The sequence below is a fragment of the uncultured Alsobacter sp. genome (assembly GCF_945952055.1).
Lineage (GTDB): Bacteria > Pseudomonadota > Alphaproteobacteria > Rhizobiales > Beijerinckiaceae > Alsobacter.
Map to the genome: position 1 here is coordinate 1 of NZ_CAMFHB010000014.1, position 15,879 is coordinate 15,879.

The window sequence follows — 15,879 nt, forward strand, 5'->3', positions numbered from 1 at the left end:
CCCCGAACGAGTGTTCACCATGTCTCCGGTCTGTACACCAAGCCCGGCCAGGACGGCCGATAGATCGAGCTTGGGTGGAGAACGGCTTAGGGGAGCCGACCTCTCCTCACCGCCCCCAGCGCAGCACCACCGGGTCGAGGCGCTTGGCGATCTCGATCAGGCCGGCGCGCGTCGCGGGGTGCAGCGGGGCCAGGGGCGCGCGGCCGGTCTCGCAGGCGATGACGCCGCCTTCCTTCATCAGCGCCTTGGCGGCCAGCAGGCCGCACTGGCGGTTTTCCCAGTTGATCAGCGGCAGCCAGCGCTCGTAGGCGCGCATCGCGGCGTCGCGGTCGCCGGCGAGCCAGGGATCCATGATGGTGCGGATACCGTCGGGATAGCCGCCGCCGGTCATCGAGCCGGTCGCGCCGGCATCGAGGTCAGCCATCAGCGTGATCGCCTCCTCGCCGTCCCACGGGCCCTCGATGGCCTCGCCGCCCCGGGCGATCATCTCGCGCAGCTTGGCGGCGGCGAAGGGCACCTCGATCTTGAAATAGGCGAGGTTGCGGATCTCCTTGGCCATACGCACCAGCAGCGGCACGGACAGCGGCGTGCCGGCGACCGGGGCGTCCTGGACCATGATCGGGATGTCGATGGCGTCGGAGACGGCGGCATAGAAGTCGTAGATGCCCTTCTCCGACACGCGGATCGTGGCGCCGTGGTAGGGCGGCATGATCATGACCATGGCGGCGCCTGCCGCCTGCGCGCGCTTGCTGCGCTCGGCGCAGATGCGGGTGGCGAAGTGTGTCGTCGTGACGATGACGGGAACGCGCCCGGCCACGTGGTCGAGCACCGCCCCCATGATGCGCTCGCGTTCCTCGTCGGTGAGGACGAACTGCTCGGAGAAGTTGGCGAGGATGCACAGGCCGTTCGAGCCGGCGTCGATCATGCAGTCGACGGCCCGCAGCTGGCCCGCCATGTCGAGCTCACCGCGCTCGTCGAAGATCGTCGGAACGACCGGGTACACGCCCTTGTAGGGCCGCTTCGCCTGCGCGGTCTGAGCCATGGTTCATCCTCCCCGTGATTGGCCGATCCCCTATAGCGCAGGCGCGCGGCCGCAACCACCGCCGACGGGGAGACGTTGCCCTGCATCACGCAAGGAGATCACGGCCATGGCGAAGTCCCAGAGCCCAGCCCAGAAGGCGACCGTCGAACGGGTGATGCACGAGTTCAAGGAAGGCGAGCTGCGCACCGGCAGCGATGGCGCCAAGGTGAAGAACCCGAAGCAGGCGATCGCCATCGCGCTCAGCGAAGCCGGCGCCTCCACCCGCGAGACACCCAAGCGCAACAAGACGGCGCTGGCCCGCACCAAGGGCAAGGAGAAGCGCGGGGAAACGGCGCAGGCCGAGACGGAAGGCAAGAAGGCCCAGGACCGCACGCTCGCCAAGGGCGCGCGGGGCGGGAAGAAGAGCTAGAACTTGCCGCCAAAAGGTGGAACCCGGCTTTTCGCGAAAAGCATGCGACCACCGGAAACCTGGAGCATGCTCTAGGCCGGCGGCCCGGAAGCCGCGAGAACCCGTGTCCGCAGGAAGAGCCACGCCGCGATCGCCGAGAGCAGCATGGCGGCGAAGAAGGGTGCGCCGGGCAGTTCCGTAGGCGCCTGCGGCCCGGTAAAATGGCCGAAGAGCTGCGTGGCGAGCAGCGGTCCGATGATGGCGGTGATGCCGGTGATGCTGGCCAGTGCGCCCTGCAGTTCGCCCTGGGCACTCGCGCCCACGCGCCGGGTCATCATGGCGTTGATCGCCGGCAGGGCGATGTTCTGCGGCGCGCCGACGACGATCAGCACGTAGATGAACCAGCCTGCCGAGGCGATGCCGTAGCCGAACCCGGCCGCGACTTCGACGCAGAGCGCCAGCAGCGCCGTGCGCCACTCACCCAGCCGCGCGATGATCGGCCCCACGAGCCCACCCTGCACCGCCGCCGTGACGATGCCGTAGACGGCGAGCGACAGACCGACCTGCAGCTCGCTCCAGCCGTAGCGGTAGATCGTGTAGTAGGCCCACACCGCCGGATAGACGTTCGTCGCCAGGAAGTGCAGGAAGACCACCACGCCGAAGACGCTGAGCAGCGGGTCCCTGCGCAGCACGGCCAGCGAGCCGAGCGGGTTCGCGCGCTTGAACCGGAAGGGCCGCCGCTTCTCGGGCGGCAGCGACTCCGGCAGCACGAACCAGCCATAGACGACGTTGGCGAGCGCCAGCACCGCGGCGGCCATGAAGGGCACCCGAGGCCCGTAGGCGCCCAGCAGCCCGCCGATCGCCGGCCCGATGACGAAGCCGATCCCGAAGGCCGCGCCCACCATCCCAAAGGCCTTGGCGCGCTGTTCAGGCGGCGTGATGTCGGTGATGTAGGCGTAAGCCGTCACGTGGCTCGCCCCGAAGGTGCCGGCGAGCAGCCGTCCGATGAACAGCCACGCGATGGACGGGGCAAACGCGCACAGCACGTAGTCGATCCCGAGGCCGCCCAAGGCCAGCAGCAGGACCGGCCGGCGGCCATACGCATCCGAGAGGTTGCCGACGATGGGTCCGCACAGGAACTGCATGGCCGAGTAGGCGACCAGCAGCCAGCCCCCGATCACGGCCGCCTGCGCCACGTCGACATGGGCGAGTTCGCGGATCAGGGCGGGCAGCACCGGGAGGATGAGCCCGATGCCGATCATGTCCACGACGACGGTGATGAAGACGAAGGTGAGAGCGTGGCGGCCGGGTTGTAGGCTCATGCGGGTCTCTCTCCCCGCACGGCGAGGTCCTGCGTCCTTCGACACGCCGCCTGCGGCGGCTGCTCAGGATGAGGACTATTGTGATTTTTCAAGACCCACAATGGTCCTCATCCTGAGCAGGCCGCGTAGCGGCCGTGTCGAAGCCTCATGCTGAGCCGGTCGAAGCACGCAGCATCGGGCCGATGCTCCATCAATCCAACGTCTGCCTGAACCGCGTCACCGCGATCGTCATGGCGATGCCCATGAGCCCCATCAGGAAGGCGAGTTCGCGCACCACGTCTGCCGGTCCCGATCCCTTCAGCATGACGCCCCGCACGACCCGCAGGAAGTGGGTCAGCGGCAGCGCCTCGCCCACCCACTGGGCCCAGGTGGGCATGCCCGAGAAGGGGAACATGAAGCCCGAGAGCAGGATGTTGGGGAGGAAGAACATCATGGCCATCTGCATGGCCTGCAGCTGGTTCTGGGCCAGCGTCGAGAAGGTGTAGCCGATCGACAGGTTGGTCGCGATGAACACGGTCGAGATGGCGGTCAGCAGGGCGAGGCTTCCGACCATCGGAACGCCGAAGACGAACACGCCCGCGCCCATGATCAGCGCCGCCTGCAGGAGCCCGACGACGATGTAGGGCGCGATCTTGCCCATCATGATCTCGGTCGGGCGAATGGGCATGGAGAGCAGGTTTTCCATGGTCCCGCGTTCCACCTCGCGCGTCACCGAGAGCGCGGTGAAAATGAGCAGCGTCATGGTCAGGATCGTGCCGAGCAGGCCCGGCACGATGTTGAGCTGGCTCGACCCGGACGGGTTGAAGCGCCGGTGCTGCCGGATCTCGAACGGCGGCGCGCTGGCCGTCCCCGCGGCGAAACGATCGCCGGCCAAAGCCGTGCGCGTCACCTCGTTGAGCGCCCCCAGCGCGGATGCCGACGCGACCGGGTCGGTCGCGTCCGCGATGAACAGGAGCGCGGGCGTCTCGCCGCGCCGCACCGCCTTCTCGAACCCTGCCGGGATCTCGACCGCGAACAGCACCTCGCCCGAGCGCAAGGCCGCATCGACCTCCTCCTCGGTGCGGGCGACGCGGCGAAAATCGAAGAAGCTCGTGTTCTGCAACGCCGCCAGGATGGAGCGCGAGACGTCGGTCTGCTCCTGCAGAAGGATCGCCGCGGGCATGTGGCGCGGCGTGGTGTTGATGGCGAAGCCGAACAGCAGCAGCTGCATCAGCGGTACCGACACCATGGTGGCGAGCGTGACGCGGTCGCGCCGCAGCTGGATGAACTCCTTCACCAGCATGGCCCAGAACCGGCCGAAGGGCTGGGCGGCCAGCCGGCGCACGGCGGGTGCGGTGCGGGTCCCCTCGCTCATTGGAAGTTGTCCTTCACCTGCCCCATCAGGTCAATGAAGACGTCCTCGAGGCTGGGCTTGTCCTGCGTCCAGTGGAGGGACGCGTCCCCGCGCAGGGGGGCGATCGCGGCTTCGAGCTTCACGGCGTCACGGCCCGAGACATGCAGGCTGTTGCCGAAGGGCGCGACCATGTCCACGCCCGGCAGGTGCGCGAGCCTGTCGGCGAGCGCCAGGAGGTGGTCGCCCGCGACCGTCCAGGTGGTGAGGCCCGCCCGGGCGATCACCTCGAGGACGGTGCCGTGGGCCAGGAGGTGGCCATAGGCCACGTAGGCGATCTCGTGGCAGCGCTCGGCCTCGTCCATGTAGTGGGTCGAGACGAGCACCGTCAGACCCTCGGCCGCCAGCGCGTGGATCTCCGACCAGAAGTCGCGTCGCGCCTTGGGGTCGACGCCAGCGGTGGGCTCGTCGAGGAGCAGCAGGTCCGGTGACGGCAGGATGCAGGCGCCCAGCGCGAGCCGCTGTTTCCAGCCGCCGGAGAGCTCGCCGGCGAGCTGGTCCTGCCGGCCGGACAGTCCCAGCCGCGCGATGGCGTCCCGGGCTGCGCCGCGCGGGTCGGCGAGGCCGTAGACCCGGGCCACGAACTCCAGGTTCTCGCGGATCGAGAGGTCCTGGTAGAGCGAGAACCGCTGGGTCATGTAGCCGACCCGGCGCTTGATGAGATGGCTCTGCGTGAGGATGTCGTAGCCCAGGCACGTGCCGGTCCCCGAGTCCGGCGTCAGCAAGCCGCACAGCATGCGGATGGTGGTCGTCTTGCCGGAGCCGTTGGGCCCGAGGAAGCCGTAGATCTGGCCGCGGCGCACCTGCATCGAGAGATCGCGCACGACGGTGCGGCCGTTGAAGCTCTTGCTCAGGCCTTGGACGTCGATGACCACGTCGCCGTTGCGGCTCCGTGAAGGTGCGTCGGGCGCGTCAGCGGAGGGCATCGCCGCCGCCTCCGAGACGCACCTCGACGGGTTGGCCGACGCGCAAGGCCTCGGGCGTGCGCGGCCGGGCCTCGACGCGGTAGACGAGCTTCTGGCGCTCCTCGAGGCTGTAGATCACCGGCGGGGTGAACTCGGCCTCCTGCGCGATGGTGATGATCTCGGCCGCGAGCCCGGCGGGACATCCGTCGCAGGTCAGCGCCACCGCCTGCCCGACCTGCACGGAGGGCAGCACGGCCTGCGGCAGGAAGAAGCGCACCTTCATGTTCGCCGGCGGCAGGATGGCCACCACGGGCCGCATGTTCGGCACGATCTCGCCCGCCCGGTAGTAGACCTCCTGCACCCGACCGGCCTGCGGCGCGGCGACGGTCAGGCGGTCGAACCTGGCGCGGGCGGACGCGACGCGGGCTTCGGCCTGGCCGACGACGAAGCGGGCGGCGTCGAGGTCCTCGCGACGGCCGCCGAGGCGCGCGGCGACGATCTGGCGCTGCACCTCCTCCGCCGCCGCCTTGGCCTGGTCGAAGGTCGATTGCGCCTGGTCGGCGCGGGACTGCGTGGCGAAGCCCTTGCGCACGAGCTCCTGGGTGCGCGTGAGCTCCTGCCGGGCGAACTCCAGCGAGGCCTGGGCGCGCTGCAGCGTGGCCTCGAGAATGGCGATTTCCTCGGGCCGTTGCTGGGCAGCCTGGAGCCGCTCCACCTTGGAGCTGGCCTCGTCGAGGGCCTGTTTGGCGGCCTGCAGATCGGCGGCCTGGGTGCGGGAATCGAGGACGAACAGGAGATCGCCGGCCTTCACCTGCTGGCCTTCGCTCACCGCCAGGGTCGCCAGGCGGCCCGTATCCTCAGCGCCGATGAAGATGGTGTCGGCCTCGACCCAGCCCTGGTAGCGCGGCGGTCCCTTCTCCCGCCCCGACCAACCGGTCCAGCCCCAGGCGCCGAGCCCGACCAGGGCCAGCAGCGCGACGGCGACCTTCTTCATGGCTTCGTCCCTCCGGACGGAAACAGCACCTGGCGATGCGCCTGCAGCAGGGCGGGCACGTCCAGCGGTGCGAAGGGCGAGAACAGCCCATCCCAGATCATGGCCATCAGGAGAGGCGCCATGAACAGGTGCGGGAACCGCACGAGCGCGTCGCCCTCGATCTCGCCTCGCGCCGCGGCCCGCCGGGCAAGGGCCGACAGCACGGCCAGCCCCTTCGACACCACCTCGCGATGCCAGAACTGGGCGATGGCGGGAAAGCGCGGCCCCTCGCTGATGACGAGGCGGACGATGTCCTTGCGCCGTGTCCCCAGCACCTCGCGCACGAAGATGGCCTGGAGCGCCGCCACGAGCTCGATCGTCGGGCCGTGGGCGTGCCGGACCAGGCCCTCGAGCTGACCGAGCACCGGCGCGGCCTCGCCGGAGACGAGCTTTTCGAACAGGTCCTGCTTGCTGGCGAAGTGCAGGTACAGCGTGCCCTTGGCGACGCCGGCCTTGGCCGCCACGTCGTCGAGCCGGGCGGCCGCGAAACCCTGCTCGGCGAACACGTCGAGCGCGGCGGCCAGGATTTCGGCCCGGCGGTCACGCTGGCTCTCGGCGGCGGCACGGCGGGGCATCGATCACCCTTTATGACTGACCAGTCAGTCATAACATGAGACGGGGCGGGTGGCCAGTGCCGCGACGGTCCCTCCCCCGCCGACGAAAAAAGGCGCATCCTCGTGTCGGGACGCCGCCGTGCCACACGTCCTGTGAGCGCCGGGCCCATGAGGCCGGCCGCCGGGACCGCGTGTCCCCCAGAACCGTGCGGGAGAGAGCCGATGCCGATCCAGCCCTACCTGAGCTTCGAAGGCCGCTGCGAGGAGGCGATCGCCTTCTACAAGCAGGCGGTCGGTGCCGAGGTCGAGATGATGATGCGGTTCTCGGACGCACCGGATCAGCCGCCGCCCGGCACGATGCCGCCCGGCAGCGAGAACAAGATCATGCATGCCGGGCTCAAGATCGATGGATCCGCCGTCGGCATGACCGACGGCTACTGCTCGGGCAAGGCCGGCCAGTTCCAGGGGATCTCGCTGACGCTGGTGACGCGCGACGAGCAGAAGGCGGAACGGGCCTTCGCTGCGCTCGCCGAAGGAGGCCAGGTGATGATGCCGCTCGCGAAGACTTTCTTCTCGAAGTCCTTCGGCTCGCTCACCGACCGCTTCGGCGTGTCGTGGATGGTCTACGTCGAAGAGTGAGGAGCCGACCGATGCCTGGGATCTCGCTTCTCGTCGGCACCCGCAAGGGCGCCTTCATCCTGCGCAGCGACGAGGCTCGCCAGGACTGGACCGTCGACGGACCCCACTGCCAGACCTGGCCGGTCAACCACGTGATCGGGGCCCCCGATGGCACCATCCATGCCGCGGCCGGCAACGAGTGGTTCGGCCCCGCGGTGTGGACGTCGACCGACGGCGGCAAGAGCTGGACCCATTCCAGCAAGGGCCTCTCCGCTCCGGAGGGCGCGCCGCCGATCAAGTCGGCCTGGAGCCTGGCGGCCGGCCATGGCCGGCTTTGGTGCGGCGTCGAGCCTGCCGGGCTGTTTCGCAGCGACGACGGCGGCGAGACCTGGGAGCATGTCGAGGGCCTGCAGCGCCATTCGTCCCGGGAGAGCTGGCTGCCGGGTGCGGGAGGGCTCATCCTGCACCACATCGTCCTGCATCCCAGCGATCCCAACCAGGTCTGGGTGGCCATCTCGACGGCCGGCGTCTTCCACACCGCCGATGGCGGCAGGACGTGGGAAGCCCGCAACAGGGGCGTGCGCTGCGACTACATGCCGGAGGACCAGCGCTATCCGGAGACCGGGCAGTGCGTGCACGGCATCGCGATGGCGCCGGGCATGCCGAACCGCATCTACCAGCAGAACCACTGCGGCATGTACCGCAGCGACGACGGCGGCCGGAACTGGGAGAGCATCGAGGCCGGCCTGCCGTCGACCTTCGGCTTCCCGGTGGCCGCGCACCCGCGCGATCCGGAGCGCGTCTACCTCGCCCCGCTCAATGGCGACAGCAAGGGGCGCTACATGCCGGACGCCCGCGCCGCCGTGTGGTGCTCCCACGACGCAGGATCCACCTGGCGCGACGGGCGGGAAGGGCTTCCCCAGCGAGATGCCTTCTTCAACGTGCTGCGCCAGGCTCTCGCCACGGACCCGCTGACGCCCGCCGGCGTCTACATGGGCACGGGGGGCGGCGAGCTCTATGCCAGCCGCGACGAGGGCGAGACCTGGACCTGCGTGGCCAGGCACCTGCCCACGATCACCTCGGTCGAGACCCTGGTTTCGCGCTGAGGACCGGCCCCGTGTCCGATCCCGGCGAGGTCCACGTCCGGCTGCCCGCGGCGCTGGTGCCGCTCTTCCCCGACGCGCCGCGGCTCCTGACGCTGCGCGCCGGCAGCGTCGCCGAGCTCATGTCGGGGCTCGAGGAGCGCTGGCCGGGCATGCGCGCCTGCCTGTGCGACGAGACGCCTGCCGTCCGCCGCCACATCAACGTCTTCGTGGCGGGCCGCAGGGCGAAGCTCGACACCCCGCTGGCGCCGGGTGCCGACGTCTACATCCTCACCGCAGTGAGCGGGGGGTGACGGCTCGGCTGCGGTGAGAGGCTGCGTCCTTCGACACGCCCGCTGCGCGGGCTGCTCCGGATGAGGACCATTGGTGCTTCAAGCTCCACCAAGGTCCTCATTCCGAGCCGCGGCCGGAGGCCGCGTGTCGAAGGACGCACGATGCCTCGACCGCTCAGGGCACCAGCTTGCGGTACATGTGCCAGGTGGCGTGGCCGAGCACGGGCAGAACGATCGCCAGGCCGATGAAGAAGAACACCGAGCCCGCCGCCATGAGCACGGCGATGGTGAGCGCCCAGGCGGCCATCACCTTCGGATTCTCGCGGATGGCGCGGACCGAGGTCATCACCGCGGTGCGCAGATCGGTGCCGCGGTCGAGGAGCAGCGGGAAGGACACCGCGCCGATGGCGAACGACAGCGCGGCGAACACGAAGCCGACGGCATGCCCGGCGACGATCAGTGTCCAGCCGTCCGACGTGGTGAGGACACCCGTCACGAAGTCCACGATCGAACCGGCCCGGGTCGGCCCGATGATGGCCCGCTCCAGCACCATGGCCGCCACCAGCCACGCGACGAAGATGATCGCCAGCAAGGCCGCGAGCTCGACGATGGCGGGCAGCGCCGGGGAGCGGACGACGCCGAACGCGTCGGAGGCGGTCACAGGCTCGCCGCGCTCGCGCCGACGGCTCACCTCGTAGAGGCCGATCGCCGCGACGGGCCCCAGCAACGCGAAGCCGGCCACCAGCGGGAACAGCAGCGGCACGATGTCCGCGCTCGCGGTGGCCGCGGCCAGGAGCAGCCCGACGACGGGGTAGATGACGACGAGGAACAGAGCGTGCGTGGGCATGGCCAGGAAGTCGGCCCACCCGCGCCCGAGGGCATCGGGAATGTCCTGCATCGTGATGCGCCGGACCGCGAGGCCGCGTTCGCCTGCGGTCATGGACGTCGACAAGGCTTGCTCAACCATGGAACCTCTCCCTTCGAGTGGTCCCCCTGCCGCCTCGATGCGGCGGGAGGCCCGCGGGCCGTCCGGTACTGGTCGTGCACTTCGTCTTCGAACGGTACGCCCGCGTCGTTGTCGATCTCGTGAGCGTGGCTCATTCTGCGCCGACGTCAACCGCGCGCCGCGGCCCCCGCCGGGTCGGGGCCTTCGCAATCTCGTGATCCAGCCGGAGCTTTGCCGATGGCCACCGTGTTCTTCATCTCGCATCCGGAGGTGGCCGTGGACCCCGGCAGGCCCGTCCCGCTCTGGTCGCTCTCCGAGAAGGGAGCCGCGCGCATGGCGAGCTTCGCCGCGGCCCCGACGACGGCCGGCGTGGCGGCGGTGTGGTCCAGCGCCGAGACCAAGGCGGTCGAGGCGGCCGCGATCCTGGCGGAGGCGCGCGGCGTCGCCCCTCGCGTCCACGAGCCGCTGCACGAGAACGACCGCAGCGCCACCGGCTTCCTGCCGCCGCCGGAGTTCGAGGCCATGGCCGACGCCTTCTTCGGCAGGCCGCAGGAGAGCGTGCGCGGCTGGGAGCGCGCCGTCGACGCGCAGGAGCGGATCGCCACCGCGGTGGATCACGTCCTGGCGCTCACGCCCGGCGGGGACGTCGCCGTCGTGGCCCATGGCGGCGTGGGCACGCTGCTCCTGTGCCGCTATCTGGGCGAACCCATCGACCGCAGGCGGGACCAGCCGTTCCAGGGCCACTGGTGGAGCTTCGACAGGGCCACGCGGCGGGTGCTGAACGCCTGGACGCCCATCGCCCCGCGGCTCTAGGGCCTCACGCCGTGGCGGGACGGGGAGGCCGGTGGCGATGCCGCGGCATCGGTGTTTTCCCGCGCCGCGACCTTAACGACTCGTTGACTCCCTCCCTCCATTTTTACGCAACCACTGCCCGCCTTGTCCGGGCCACGGAGAGGGACACCCCCATGTTGCGTATCGTTCCTGCCGCTCTCATCGCCATCTGCCTCGGCGGCATGGCCGTCGACACCGCTCACGCCGCGGAAGGCCGCAATGCAGCCCTGCTGGGCGGCCTCGCCGCCGGCGCCGTCCTGGGCGGCGCCCTGATGAGCGGCGGTCGCCCGGCGCCGGCCTATGCCGCTCCCCCGCCGCCCCCGCCGCCGACGATCGTCTACGAGGAGCCGGAGCCGATCTGCCATCGCGAGCGCCGGCCGCTGTTCGACGAATACGGCCGCGTCGCGGGCTACCGCATGGTGCGGGTCTGCGAATAATCGGAGAGTTGGCCCTCGCCACTGTGGCATGAGGGCCGCACCTCACGCGGAAAGCGCATACGCCCTCTCACGCCCCTCAAACGGGCGCCGGCGCGAAATTCGCGAATCCCGCCCTCGACTTGGTCGCCAAACCAGGCTCCCGGCCCGCTTGCGGGTCCGGGAGCGCGCGTATTGAAATATCAATCATTCCGTTCAACTTTCCGCGTGCGTATGGTCGCGCGGCGCTGTCAGTGCTTGAAAATCGCCCGCATTCGTCCATATTGCACTGCACAATAGCGGTGAGCGGGCGACACGGAGTCGACCCGACCTGATGCGGAGACTTTCGATGCGCCGGCCTTCCAGCCAAGCCACCTGGCACAAGGGACCCGTGCGGGTTCGCAGGGAGGAGCCCGCCGTCGAAGAGGCCATCGTCGCTGCGATGGATCTCTCCGAGGATCCCGAGGAGATCGCGTCCATCGCGGCGGGTCTGATGGGCGTCACCGAAGACGAGATCAAGCCGCTCATCGCCAAGGTCGCCAAGTCCAAGGCGAGCGCGGGTCCGGTTCGCCGCGACGGCAGCCCCGTCGTCGTCGTGTCGCGCGTGCGCCGGCCCCTCGCCGGTGCCGCCCCGGTCACGGCGTCGGTGCTGCGCCAGGGCCTGCTGCCGCGCAGCCGCTGACGACGAGCGCGGTTCACCCGCGCCGCAATCCGTGCTGTTATGGTCCCGCTGACGGCCCCCGGAGACGATGGGGCCGTTTTCTTGCGGGGACAGGACGAGCATGCGGCAGTTGAACAGGTCTCTGGCTTATCTGGGTTTTGCGGCCGGCATCGCGATGACGGGTCCGGCAGTGGCCCAATCTCCCCAGGCGCCCGCCGTCGTGGTCGAACCCGCGGCCACGCGCCAACTGGCCCAGCAGACCGAATTCATCGGCCGCATCGACGCCGTCAACAAGGTCGACCTCAGGGCCCGGATCGAGGGCTACCTCGGTCCGCGGCTGTTCAACGACGGTGACGTCGTCCGCAAGGACCAGGTCCTGTTCAAGCTCGACAGCGCGCCCTACGAGGCCGCCCTGGACCAGCAGAAGGCCGCGCTCGCCGCGGCCCAGGCCACGCTGGCCAATGCCGAGGTGCAGTTCGAGCGCGCGCAGGAGTTGAACAAGACCAGCAACATCTCGCAGGTCCAGCTCGATCAGCGCCAGGCCGACCTGCAGCGCGCCAAGGCCGACGTATTGGCGTCCGAGGCCTCCGTCCGCTCGGCCAACATCACCTTGTCCTACACCGAGATCCGGTCGCCCATGGATGGGCGGATCGGCCGTGCGGCGGTCTCGCCGGGCAACCTCGTGTCGCCGAGCACGGGGGTCCTGGCCACCATCGTCCAGCAGGACCCCGTCTACGTGCTCTTCAACATCACGCAGCGCGAGCTGCAGGAGGCCCGTCGGAACATCCCCAACGCGGCCGACCTCAAGGTCCGCGTGCGGCTGCCGGACGGGAGCCTCTACGGCGAGACCGGCAAGATCGACTTTCTCGACGTGCAGGCCGATTCGCGCACCGACAGCCAGGCGGTCCGGGCCGTCATCGCCAATCCGAAGGCGCTTCTGGTGCCGGGGCAGACGATCCGCGTCCTGGTCGAGAGCGCCACCCCCGAACCCACGCTGGTGGTGCCGGAGAGCGCCGTGGCGCTGGACCAGGCGGGGTCCTATGTCTTCGTCGTCGCCGGCAACAACGTCGCCGAACAGCGCCGCCTGAAGCTTGGCGCCTCTCGTGACGGCTTCGTCGCGGTCACCGAGGGCCTGAAGGCCGGCGATCTCGTCATCGTGCAGGGCCAGCAGAGGGTCCGGCCGGGCATGACGGTGGCCGCCCAGCGCGCCCCCGCAGCGCGCTGAGGACGCCGCCATGATCGCCGACGTTTTCATCAGGCGGCCCCGGTTCGCCTTCGTCATCTCCATCCTGCTCACCATCGTCGGCGTGATCGCGCTGAAGGTGATCCCGGTCGCCCAGTTCCCCGACATCGTGCCGCCGCAGGTCAAGGTGACGGCGGTCTACCCGGGCGCCTCGGCCTCGGCGGTGGAGGAGAGCGTCGCGCAGGTCATCGAGGCGCAGGTGAATGGCGTGGAGCGCATGCTCTACATGAAGTCCACGTCGGGCGGCGACGGCAGCTACACGCTGTCGGTAAGCTTCGAGGTGGGCTCGGATCCGGACCTGAACACGGTCAACGTGACCAACCGGGTGAACCAGGCCGTGTCGCAGCTGCCCCCCGAGGTGCAGCGCGTCGGCGTGACCGTGAAGAAGCAGTCGGCGGCGCTCCTGCAGGTCGTGGCGGTGTCGTCGCCCGGCGGATCGCGTGACGCGCTGTTCCTGTCGAACTACGTGACGCTGGACCTGCTCGACTCCCTGCGGCGCGTCCCCGGCGTCGGCGAGGCCTCCATCTTCGGCAGCCTCGACTACTCCATGCGGGTGTGGCTGGACCTCAACCGCCTCGCCAATCTGGGCCTCACCTCCGACGACGTGGTCAAGGCGATCCAGTCGCAGAACGTCCAGGCCGCGGTGGGCCGGATCGGCGCCGCGCCGTTCTCCCAGGAGGTCGATTTCCAGCTCAACATCACCACGCAGGGTCGCCTGACCAGCGTGGAGGAGTTCGAGAACATCGTCGTGCGCGCCGAGCGTGACGGCGCGCTGGTCAAGGTGAAGGACGTGGCCCGGGTCGAGCTCGGCGCCAAGTCGAGCGACTCGCAGGCGCGTTTCAACGGCAAGCCGGCCTCCGGGGTGGGCATCTACCAGGCGCCGGGCGCCAACGCGATCGCCGTGGCGGAAGGGGTCCGCAAGGTGCTCGACGACGCGCGCACCCGCGTTCCCTCGGACGTGAAGATCGACGTGATGTACGACACCACCGTCTTTGTCGAGAAGACGATGGAGGCGGTGAAGCACACGCTGATCGAGGCCTTCGTGCTCGTGGCCATCGTCGTCTTCGTGTTCCTGGGCAACTGGCGCGCCACGCTGATCCCGATTCTGGCCGTGCCGGTCGCGCTCATCGGCACCTTCGGCGCCATGCTCGCCTTCGGCTTCAGCCTCAACACCGTGTCGCTGCTGGCGCTGGTCCTGGCCATCGGCATCGTGGTCGACGATGCGATCGTCGTGGTGGAAGCCGTCGAGCACGAGATCGAGCACAACCCGGATCTCACGCCCGCCGAAGCCACCAGCAAGGCGATGGGACAGGTCACCGGGCCGATCATCGCCATCACGCTGGTGCTTCTGTCGGTGTTCGTGCCGACGGCCTTCCTGCCCGGCATCACGGGCCAGCTCTATCGCCAGTTCGCGGTCACCGTCTCGGTGTCCATGCTGATCTCGGCAATCAACGCGCTGTCGCTCACCCCGGCGCTGTGCTCCCTGCTCCTGCGCCATCGGCCTCGCCCGACGAAGGGCCTCATTGCGCGGATGCAGGGCACGATCGACGCCACCCGCGACGGCTATGTCCGCATCGTCACGCCGATCGCCCGGCGCATGGCCGTGACCGGCGCGCTGATCGCAGGCTTCGCGGTGCTGGCCTACGTGACCAACTCCCACGTGCCGACGGGCTTCCTGCCCGAGGAGGACCAGGGCGCCTTCATGGGCGAGGTCCAGCTGCCCGACGCCTCGTCCGTCACCCGCACCGTGCGGGTGCTCGAGGACGCGGAGAAGGTGATCCTGGAGCGGCCGTGGACCCAGAGCGTGTTCTCGGTGAGCGGCTTCAGCCTGCTCGACGGACTCGCGCTGCCCAACAAGGCCCTCATCGTCGTCGAGCTGAAGCCATTCGCGGAACGCGAGGACAAGAGCCTTTCGGTCTTCTCGGCCCTGGCCGAGCTGCGGAAGCGCTTCGCCGGCATCGCCGCCGGCGACATCTTCGTGTTCAACCTTCCGCCGATCATCGGCCTCGGCAACGGTTCGGGCTTCGAGTTCCAGTTGCAGAGCCTGTCCGGCGCCGCGCCGCGCGATCTCGCGGCCGTGGCGCGCGGCCTCGTCGTGGCCGCCAACCAGGACCCGCGGCTCGCCGCCGTCTACACGACCTTCGGGGCCGCCACGCCGCAGGTCTACCTGAAGATCGACCGCGAACGGGCCGAGACGCTCGGCATCTCCGTCTCCTCGATCTTCAGCGCGCTCCAGACGTCGATGGGCGGCAACTACGTCAACGACTTCAACCTTTTCGGCCGAACCTGGCAGGTCAAGGTGCAGGCGGACGCGCCCGACCGCGCGACCGTGGGCGACCTCAACCGCGTCCGGCTGCGCACCGCGCAGGGCGATCTGGTGCCGCTGCAGGCGGTGGCCGAGGTCGAGATGCGCACCGCGCCGTCCTCGATCATTCGCTACAACAACCTGCGCTCGGTCACCATCAACGGAGGCCCCGCGCCGGGCCGGTCGTCCGGCGAGGCCATCGCGGCCATGGAAGAGGTGGCCAGGGCGACGCTGCCCGCGGGCTTCACCTATGAGTGGACGGGCACGGCCAAGCAGGAAAAGGCGGCGGCGGGACAGACGGGGCCGATCCTGGCGCTCGCCGTGCTCTTCGCCTTCCTGTTCCTGGTGGCCCTCTATGAAAGCTGGTCGATCCCGGTAGCGGCCCTGCTCTCGGTGGTCGTCGGCCTGTTCGGGGCCGTGGCGGCGCTGTGGCTGTCGGGCCTCAACAACAACCTCTACGCGCAGATCGGCATCGTGGTGCTGATCGCGCTGGCGGCCAAGAATGCGATCCTGATCGTCGAATTCGCGGTCGTGGAGCGCGCCAAGGGAGCCGAGATCACCGACGCCGCCCTCACGGCGGCCGGCCTTCGCTTCCGCGCCGTGATGATGACCTCCTTCGCCTTCATCTGCGGCCTCATCCCGATGGTCATCGCCACCGGTGCGGGCGCGGCCACGCAGCGCGCGGTCGGCACGGCCGTGTTCGGCGGCATGATCGCGGCCAGCTTCCTGGGGATCTTCGTGATCCCCGGCCTCTACGTGATCGTGCAGACGGTGCGCGAGAAGGTGAAGTCGGCGCTGGGGGTGAAGCCCTCGGCCGGAGCCCATGGCGGTGCCGAGGGTCACTGACCCTCGG

At 69.6% G+C, this 15,879-nt stretch carries 16 protein-coding genes; 9 read left to right on the forward strand and 7 right to left on the reverse strand.

What is annotated here, in order from left to right:
* Positions 1-106: 106 nt before the first annotated feature.
* A complete protein-coding gene (locus Q0Q47_RS12510) occupies positions 107-1,042 on the reverse strand; it encodes a dihydrodipicolinate synthase family protein (protein ID WP_293859785.1) in 936 nt (311 codons plus the stop codon).
* A 106-nt stretch (positions 1,043-1,148) separates the two neighbouring features.
* On the opposite strand from Q0Q47_RS12510, the gene Q0Q47_RS12515 reads away from it, so the two are divergent.
* On the forward strand, positions 1,149-1,451 hold the full coding sequence (locus tag Q0Q47_RS12515; protein WP_293859788.1) for a DUF6496 domain-containing protein: 303 nt from the start codon (positions 1,149-1,151) through the stop codon (positions 1,449-1,451).
* Positions 1,452-1,522: 71 nt separating this feature from the next.
* Here Q0Q47_RS12515 and Q0Q47_RS12520 read toward each other — a convergent pair whose 3' ends face one another.
* The 5 genes from Q0Q47_RS12520 to Q0Q47_RS12540 form a co-directional block, all read right to left on the reverse strand.
* Positions 1,523-2,752 (reverse strand): TCR/Tet family MFS transporter, encoded by a 1,230-nt coding sequence (locus Q0Q47_RS12520; RefSeq protein ID WP_293859791.1) that lies wholly within the window; start codon positions 2,750-2,752, stop codon positions 1,523-1,525.
* Positions 2,753-2,942: 190 nt separating this feature from the next.
* Positions 2,943-4,106, reverse strand: a complete 1,164-nt coding sequence (locus tag Q0Q47_RS12525) for an ABC transporter permease (RefSeq protein ID WP_293859794.1) — start codon at positions 4,104-4,106, stop codon at positions 2,943-2,945.
* Positions 4,103-5,068 (reverse strand): ABC transporter ATP-binding protein, encoded by a 966-nt coding sequence (locus Q0Q47_RS12530; RefSeq protein WP_293859797.1) that lies wholly within the window; start codon positions 5,066-5,068, stop codon positions 4,103-4,105. The genes Q0Q47_RS12525 and Q0Q47_RS12530 overlap by 4 nt, the downstream gene beginning before the upstream one ends.
* On the reverse strand, positions 5,055-6,041 hold the full coding sequence (locus Q0Q47_RS12535) for an HlyD family efflux transporter periplasmic adaptor subunit (protein WP_293859800.1): 987 nt from the start codon (positions 6,039-6,041) through the stop codon (positions 5,055-5,057). Before Q0Q47_RS12535 ends, Q0Q47_RS12530 begins: the two co-directional genes overlap by 14 nt.
* Positions 6,038-6,655: a TetR/AcrR family transcriptional regulator gene (locus tag Q0Q47_RS12540; RefSeq protein ID WP_293859803.1), complete on the reverse strand. Its 618-nt coding sequence runs from the start codon at positions 6,653-6,655 to the stop codon at positions 6,038-6,040. Before Q0Q47_RS12540 ends, Q0Q47_RS12535 begins: the two co-directional genes overlap by 4 nt.
* A 201-nt stretch (positions 6,656-6,856) precedes the next feature.
* On the opposite strand from Q0Q47_RS12540, the gene Q0Q47_RS12545 reads away from it, so the two are divergent.
* The 3 genes from Q0Q47_RS12545 to Q0Q47_RS12555 are packed head-to-tail and all read left to right on the forward strand — an operon-like array spanning position 6,857 to position 8,648.
* Positions 6,857-7,273, forward strand: a complete 417-nt coding sequence (locus tag Q0Q47_RS12545; protein WP_293859806.1) for a VOC family protein — start codon at positions 6,857-6,859, stop codon at positions 7,271-7,273.
* An 11-nt stretch (positions 7,274-7,284) separates the two neighbouring features.
* The gene (locus Q0Q47_RS12550; RefSeq protein WP_293859809.1) at positions 7,285-8,358 is read left to right on the forward strand and encodes an exo-alpha-sialidase; all 1,074 of its coding nucleotides are present in this window, start codon (positions 7,285-7,287) and stop codon (positions 8,356-8,358) included.
* 11 nt (positions 8,359-8,369) lie between these two features.
* Positions 8,370-8,648, forward strand: a complete 279-nt coding sequence (locus Q0Q47_RS12555) for a MoaD/ThiS family protein (RefSeq protein ID WP_293859812.1) — start codon at positions 8,370-8,372, stop codon at positions 8,646-8,648.
* Positions 8,649-8,802: 154 nt separating this feature from the next.
* On the opposite strand, the gene Q0Q47_RS12560 is transcribed toward Q0Q47_RS12555, so the two are convergent.
* Positions 8,803-9,594 (reverse strand): DUF2189 domain-containing protein, encoded by a 792-nt coding sequence (locus Q0Q47_RS12560; RefSeq protein ID WP_293859815.1) that lies wholly within the window; start codon positions 9,592-9,594, stop codon positions 8,803-8,805.
* A 216-nt stretch (positions 9,595-9,810) separates the two neighbouring features.
* On the opposite strand from Q0Q47_RS12560, the gene Q0Q47_RS12565 reads away from it, so the two are divergent.
* From Q0Q47_RS12565 to Q0Q47_RS12585, 5 genes are all read left to right on the forward strand, one after another.
* A complete protein-coding gene (locus Q0Q47_RS12565; protein ID WP_293859818.1) occupies positions 9,811-10,386 on the forward strand; it encodes a histidine phosphatase family protein in 576 nt (191 codons plus the stop codon).
* A gap of 152 nt (positions 10,387-10,538) precedes the next feature.
* Positions 10,539-10,841 (forward strand): hypothetical protein, encoded by a 303-nt coding sequence (locus Q0Q47_RS12570; protein ID WP_293859821.1) that lies wholly within the window; start codon positions 10,539-10,541, stop codon positions 10,839-10,841.
* Positions 10,842-11,166: 325 nt separating this feature from the next.
* Positions 11,167-11,499, forward strand: coding sequence for a hypothetical protein (locus Q0Q47_RS12575; protein ID WP_293859824.1), 333 nt, complete (start codon positions 11,167-11,169; stop codon positions 11,497-11,499).
* A gap of 100 nt (positions 11,500-11,599) precedes the next feature.
* A complete protein-coding gene (locus Q0Q47_RS12580; RefSeq protein WP_293859827.1) occupies positions 11,600-12,703 on the forward strand; it encodes an efflux RND transporter periplasmic adaptor subunit in 1,104 nt (367 codons plus the stop codon).
* A gap of 10 nt (positions 12,704-12,713) precedes the next feature.
* Positions 12,714-15,872, forward strand: coding sequence for an efflux RND transporter permease subunit (locus Q0Q47_RS12585; protein WP_293859830.1), 3,159 nt, complete (start codon positions 12,714-12,716; stop codon positions 15,870-15,872).
* Positions 15,873-15,879 lie beyond the last annotated feature (7 nt).

What these genes read in the sequence shown, in the direction of transcription:
- Q0Q47_RS12580 (WP_293859827.1), top strand. Translation starts at nt 11,600, where the DNA reads ATGCGGCAGTTGAACAGGTCTCTGGCTTATCTGGGTTTTGCGGCCGGC.
- Q0Q47_RS12515 (WP_293859788.1), top strand. Translation starts at nt 1,149, where the DNA reads ATGGCGAAGTCCCAGAGCCCAGCCCAGAAGGCGACCGTCGAACGGGTG.
- Q0Q47_RS12530 (WP_293859797.1), bottom strand. Translation starts at nt 5,068, where the DNA reads ATGCCCTCCGCTGACGCGCCCGACGCACCTTCACGGAGCCGCAACGGC.
- Q0Q47_RS12540 (WP_293859803.1), bottom strand. Translation starts at nt 6,655, where the DNA reads ATGCCCCGCCGTGCCGCCGCCGAGAGCCAGCGTGACCGCCGGGCCGAA.
- Q0Q47_RS12550 (WP_293859809.1), top strand. Translation starts at nt 7,285, where the DNA reads ATGCCTGGGATCTCGCTTCTCGTCGGCACCCGCAAGGGCGCCTTCATC.
- Q0Q47_RS12535 (WP_293859800.1), bottom strand. Translation starts at nt 6,041, where the DNA reads ATGAAGAAGGTCGCCGTCGCGCTGCTGGCCCTGGTCGGGCTCGGCGCC.
- Q0Q47_RS12585 (WP_293859830.1), top strand. Translation starts at nt 12,714, where the DNA reads ATGATCGCCGACGTTTTCATCAGGCGGCCCCGGTTCGCCTTCGTCATC.
- Q0Q47_RS12560 (WP_293859815.1), bottom strand. Translation starts at nt 9,594, where the DNA reads ATGGTTGAGCAAGCCTTGTCGACGTCCATGACCGCAGGCGAACGCGGC.
- Q0Q47_RS12525 (WP_293859794.1), bottom strand. Translation starts at nt 4,106, where the DNA reads ATGAGCGAGGGGACCCGCACCGCACCCGCCGTGCGCCGGCTGGCCGCC.
- Q0Q47_RS12570 (WP_293859821.1), top strand. Translation starts at nt 10,539, where the DNA reads ATGTTGCGTATCGTTCCTGCCGCTCTCATCGCCATCTGCCTCGGCGGC.
- Q0Q47_RS12520 (WP_293859791.1), bottom strand. Translation starts at nt 2,752, where the DNA reads ATGAGCCTACAACCCGGCCGCCACGCTCTCACCTTCGTCTTCATCACC.
- Q0Q47_RS12510 (WP_293859785.1), bottom strand. Translation starts at nt 1,042, where the DNA reads ATGGCTCAGACCGCGCAGGCGAAGCGGCCCTACAAGGGCGTGTACCCG.
- Q0Q47_RS12575 (WP_293859824.1), top strand. Translation starts at nt 11,167, where the DNA reads ATGCGCCGGCCTTCCAGCCAAGCCACCTGGCACAAGGGACCCGTGCGG.
- Q0Q47_RS12545 (WP_293859806.1), top strand. Translation starts at nt 6,857, where the DNA reads ATGCCGATCCAGCCCTACCTGAGCTTCGAAGGCCGCTGCGAGGAGGCG.
- Q0Q47_RS12565 (WP_293859818.1), top strand. Translation starts at nt 9,811, where the DNA reads ATGGCCACCGTGTTCTTCATCTCGCATCCGGAGGTGGCCGTGGACCCC.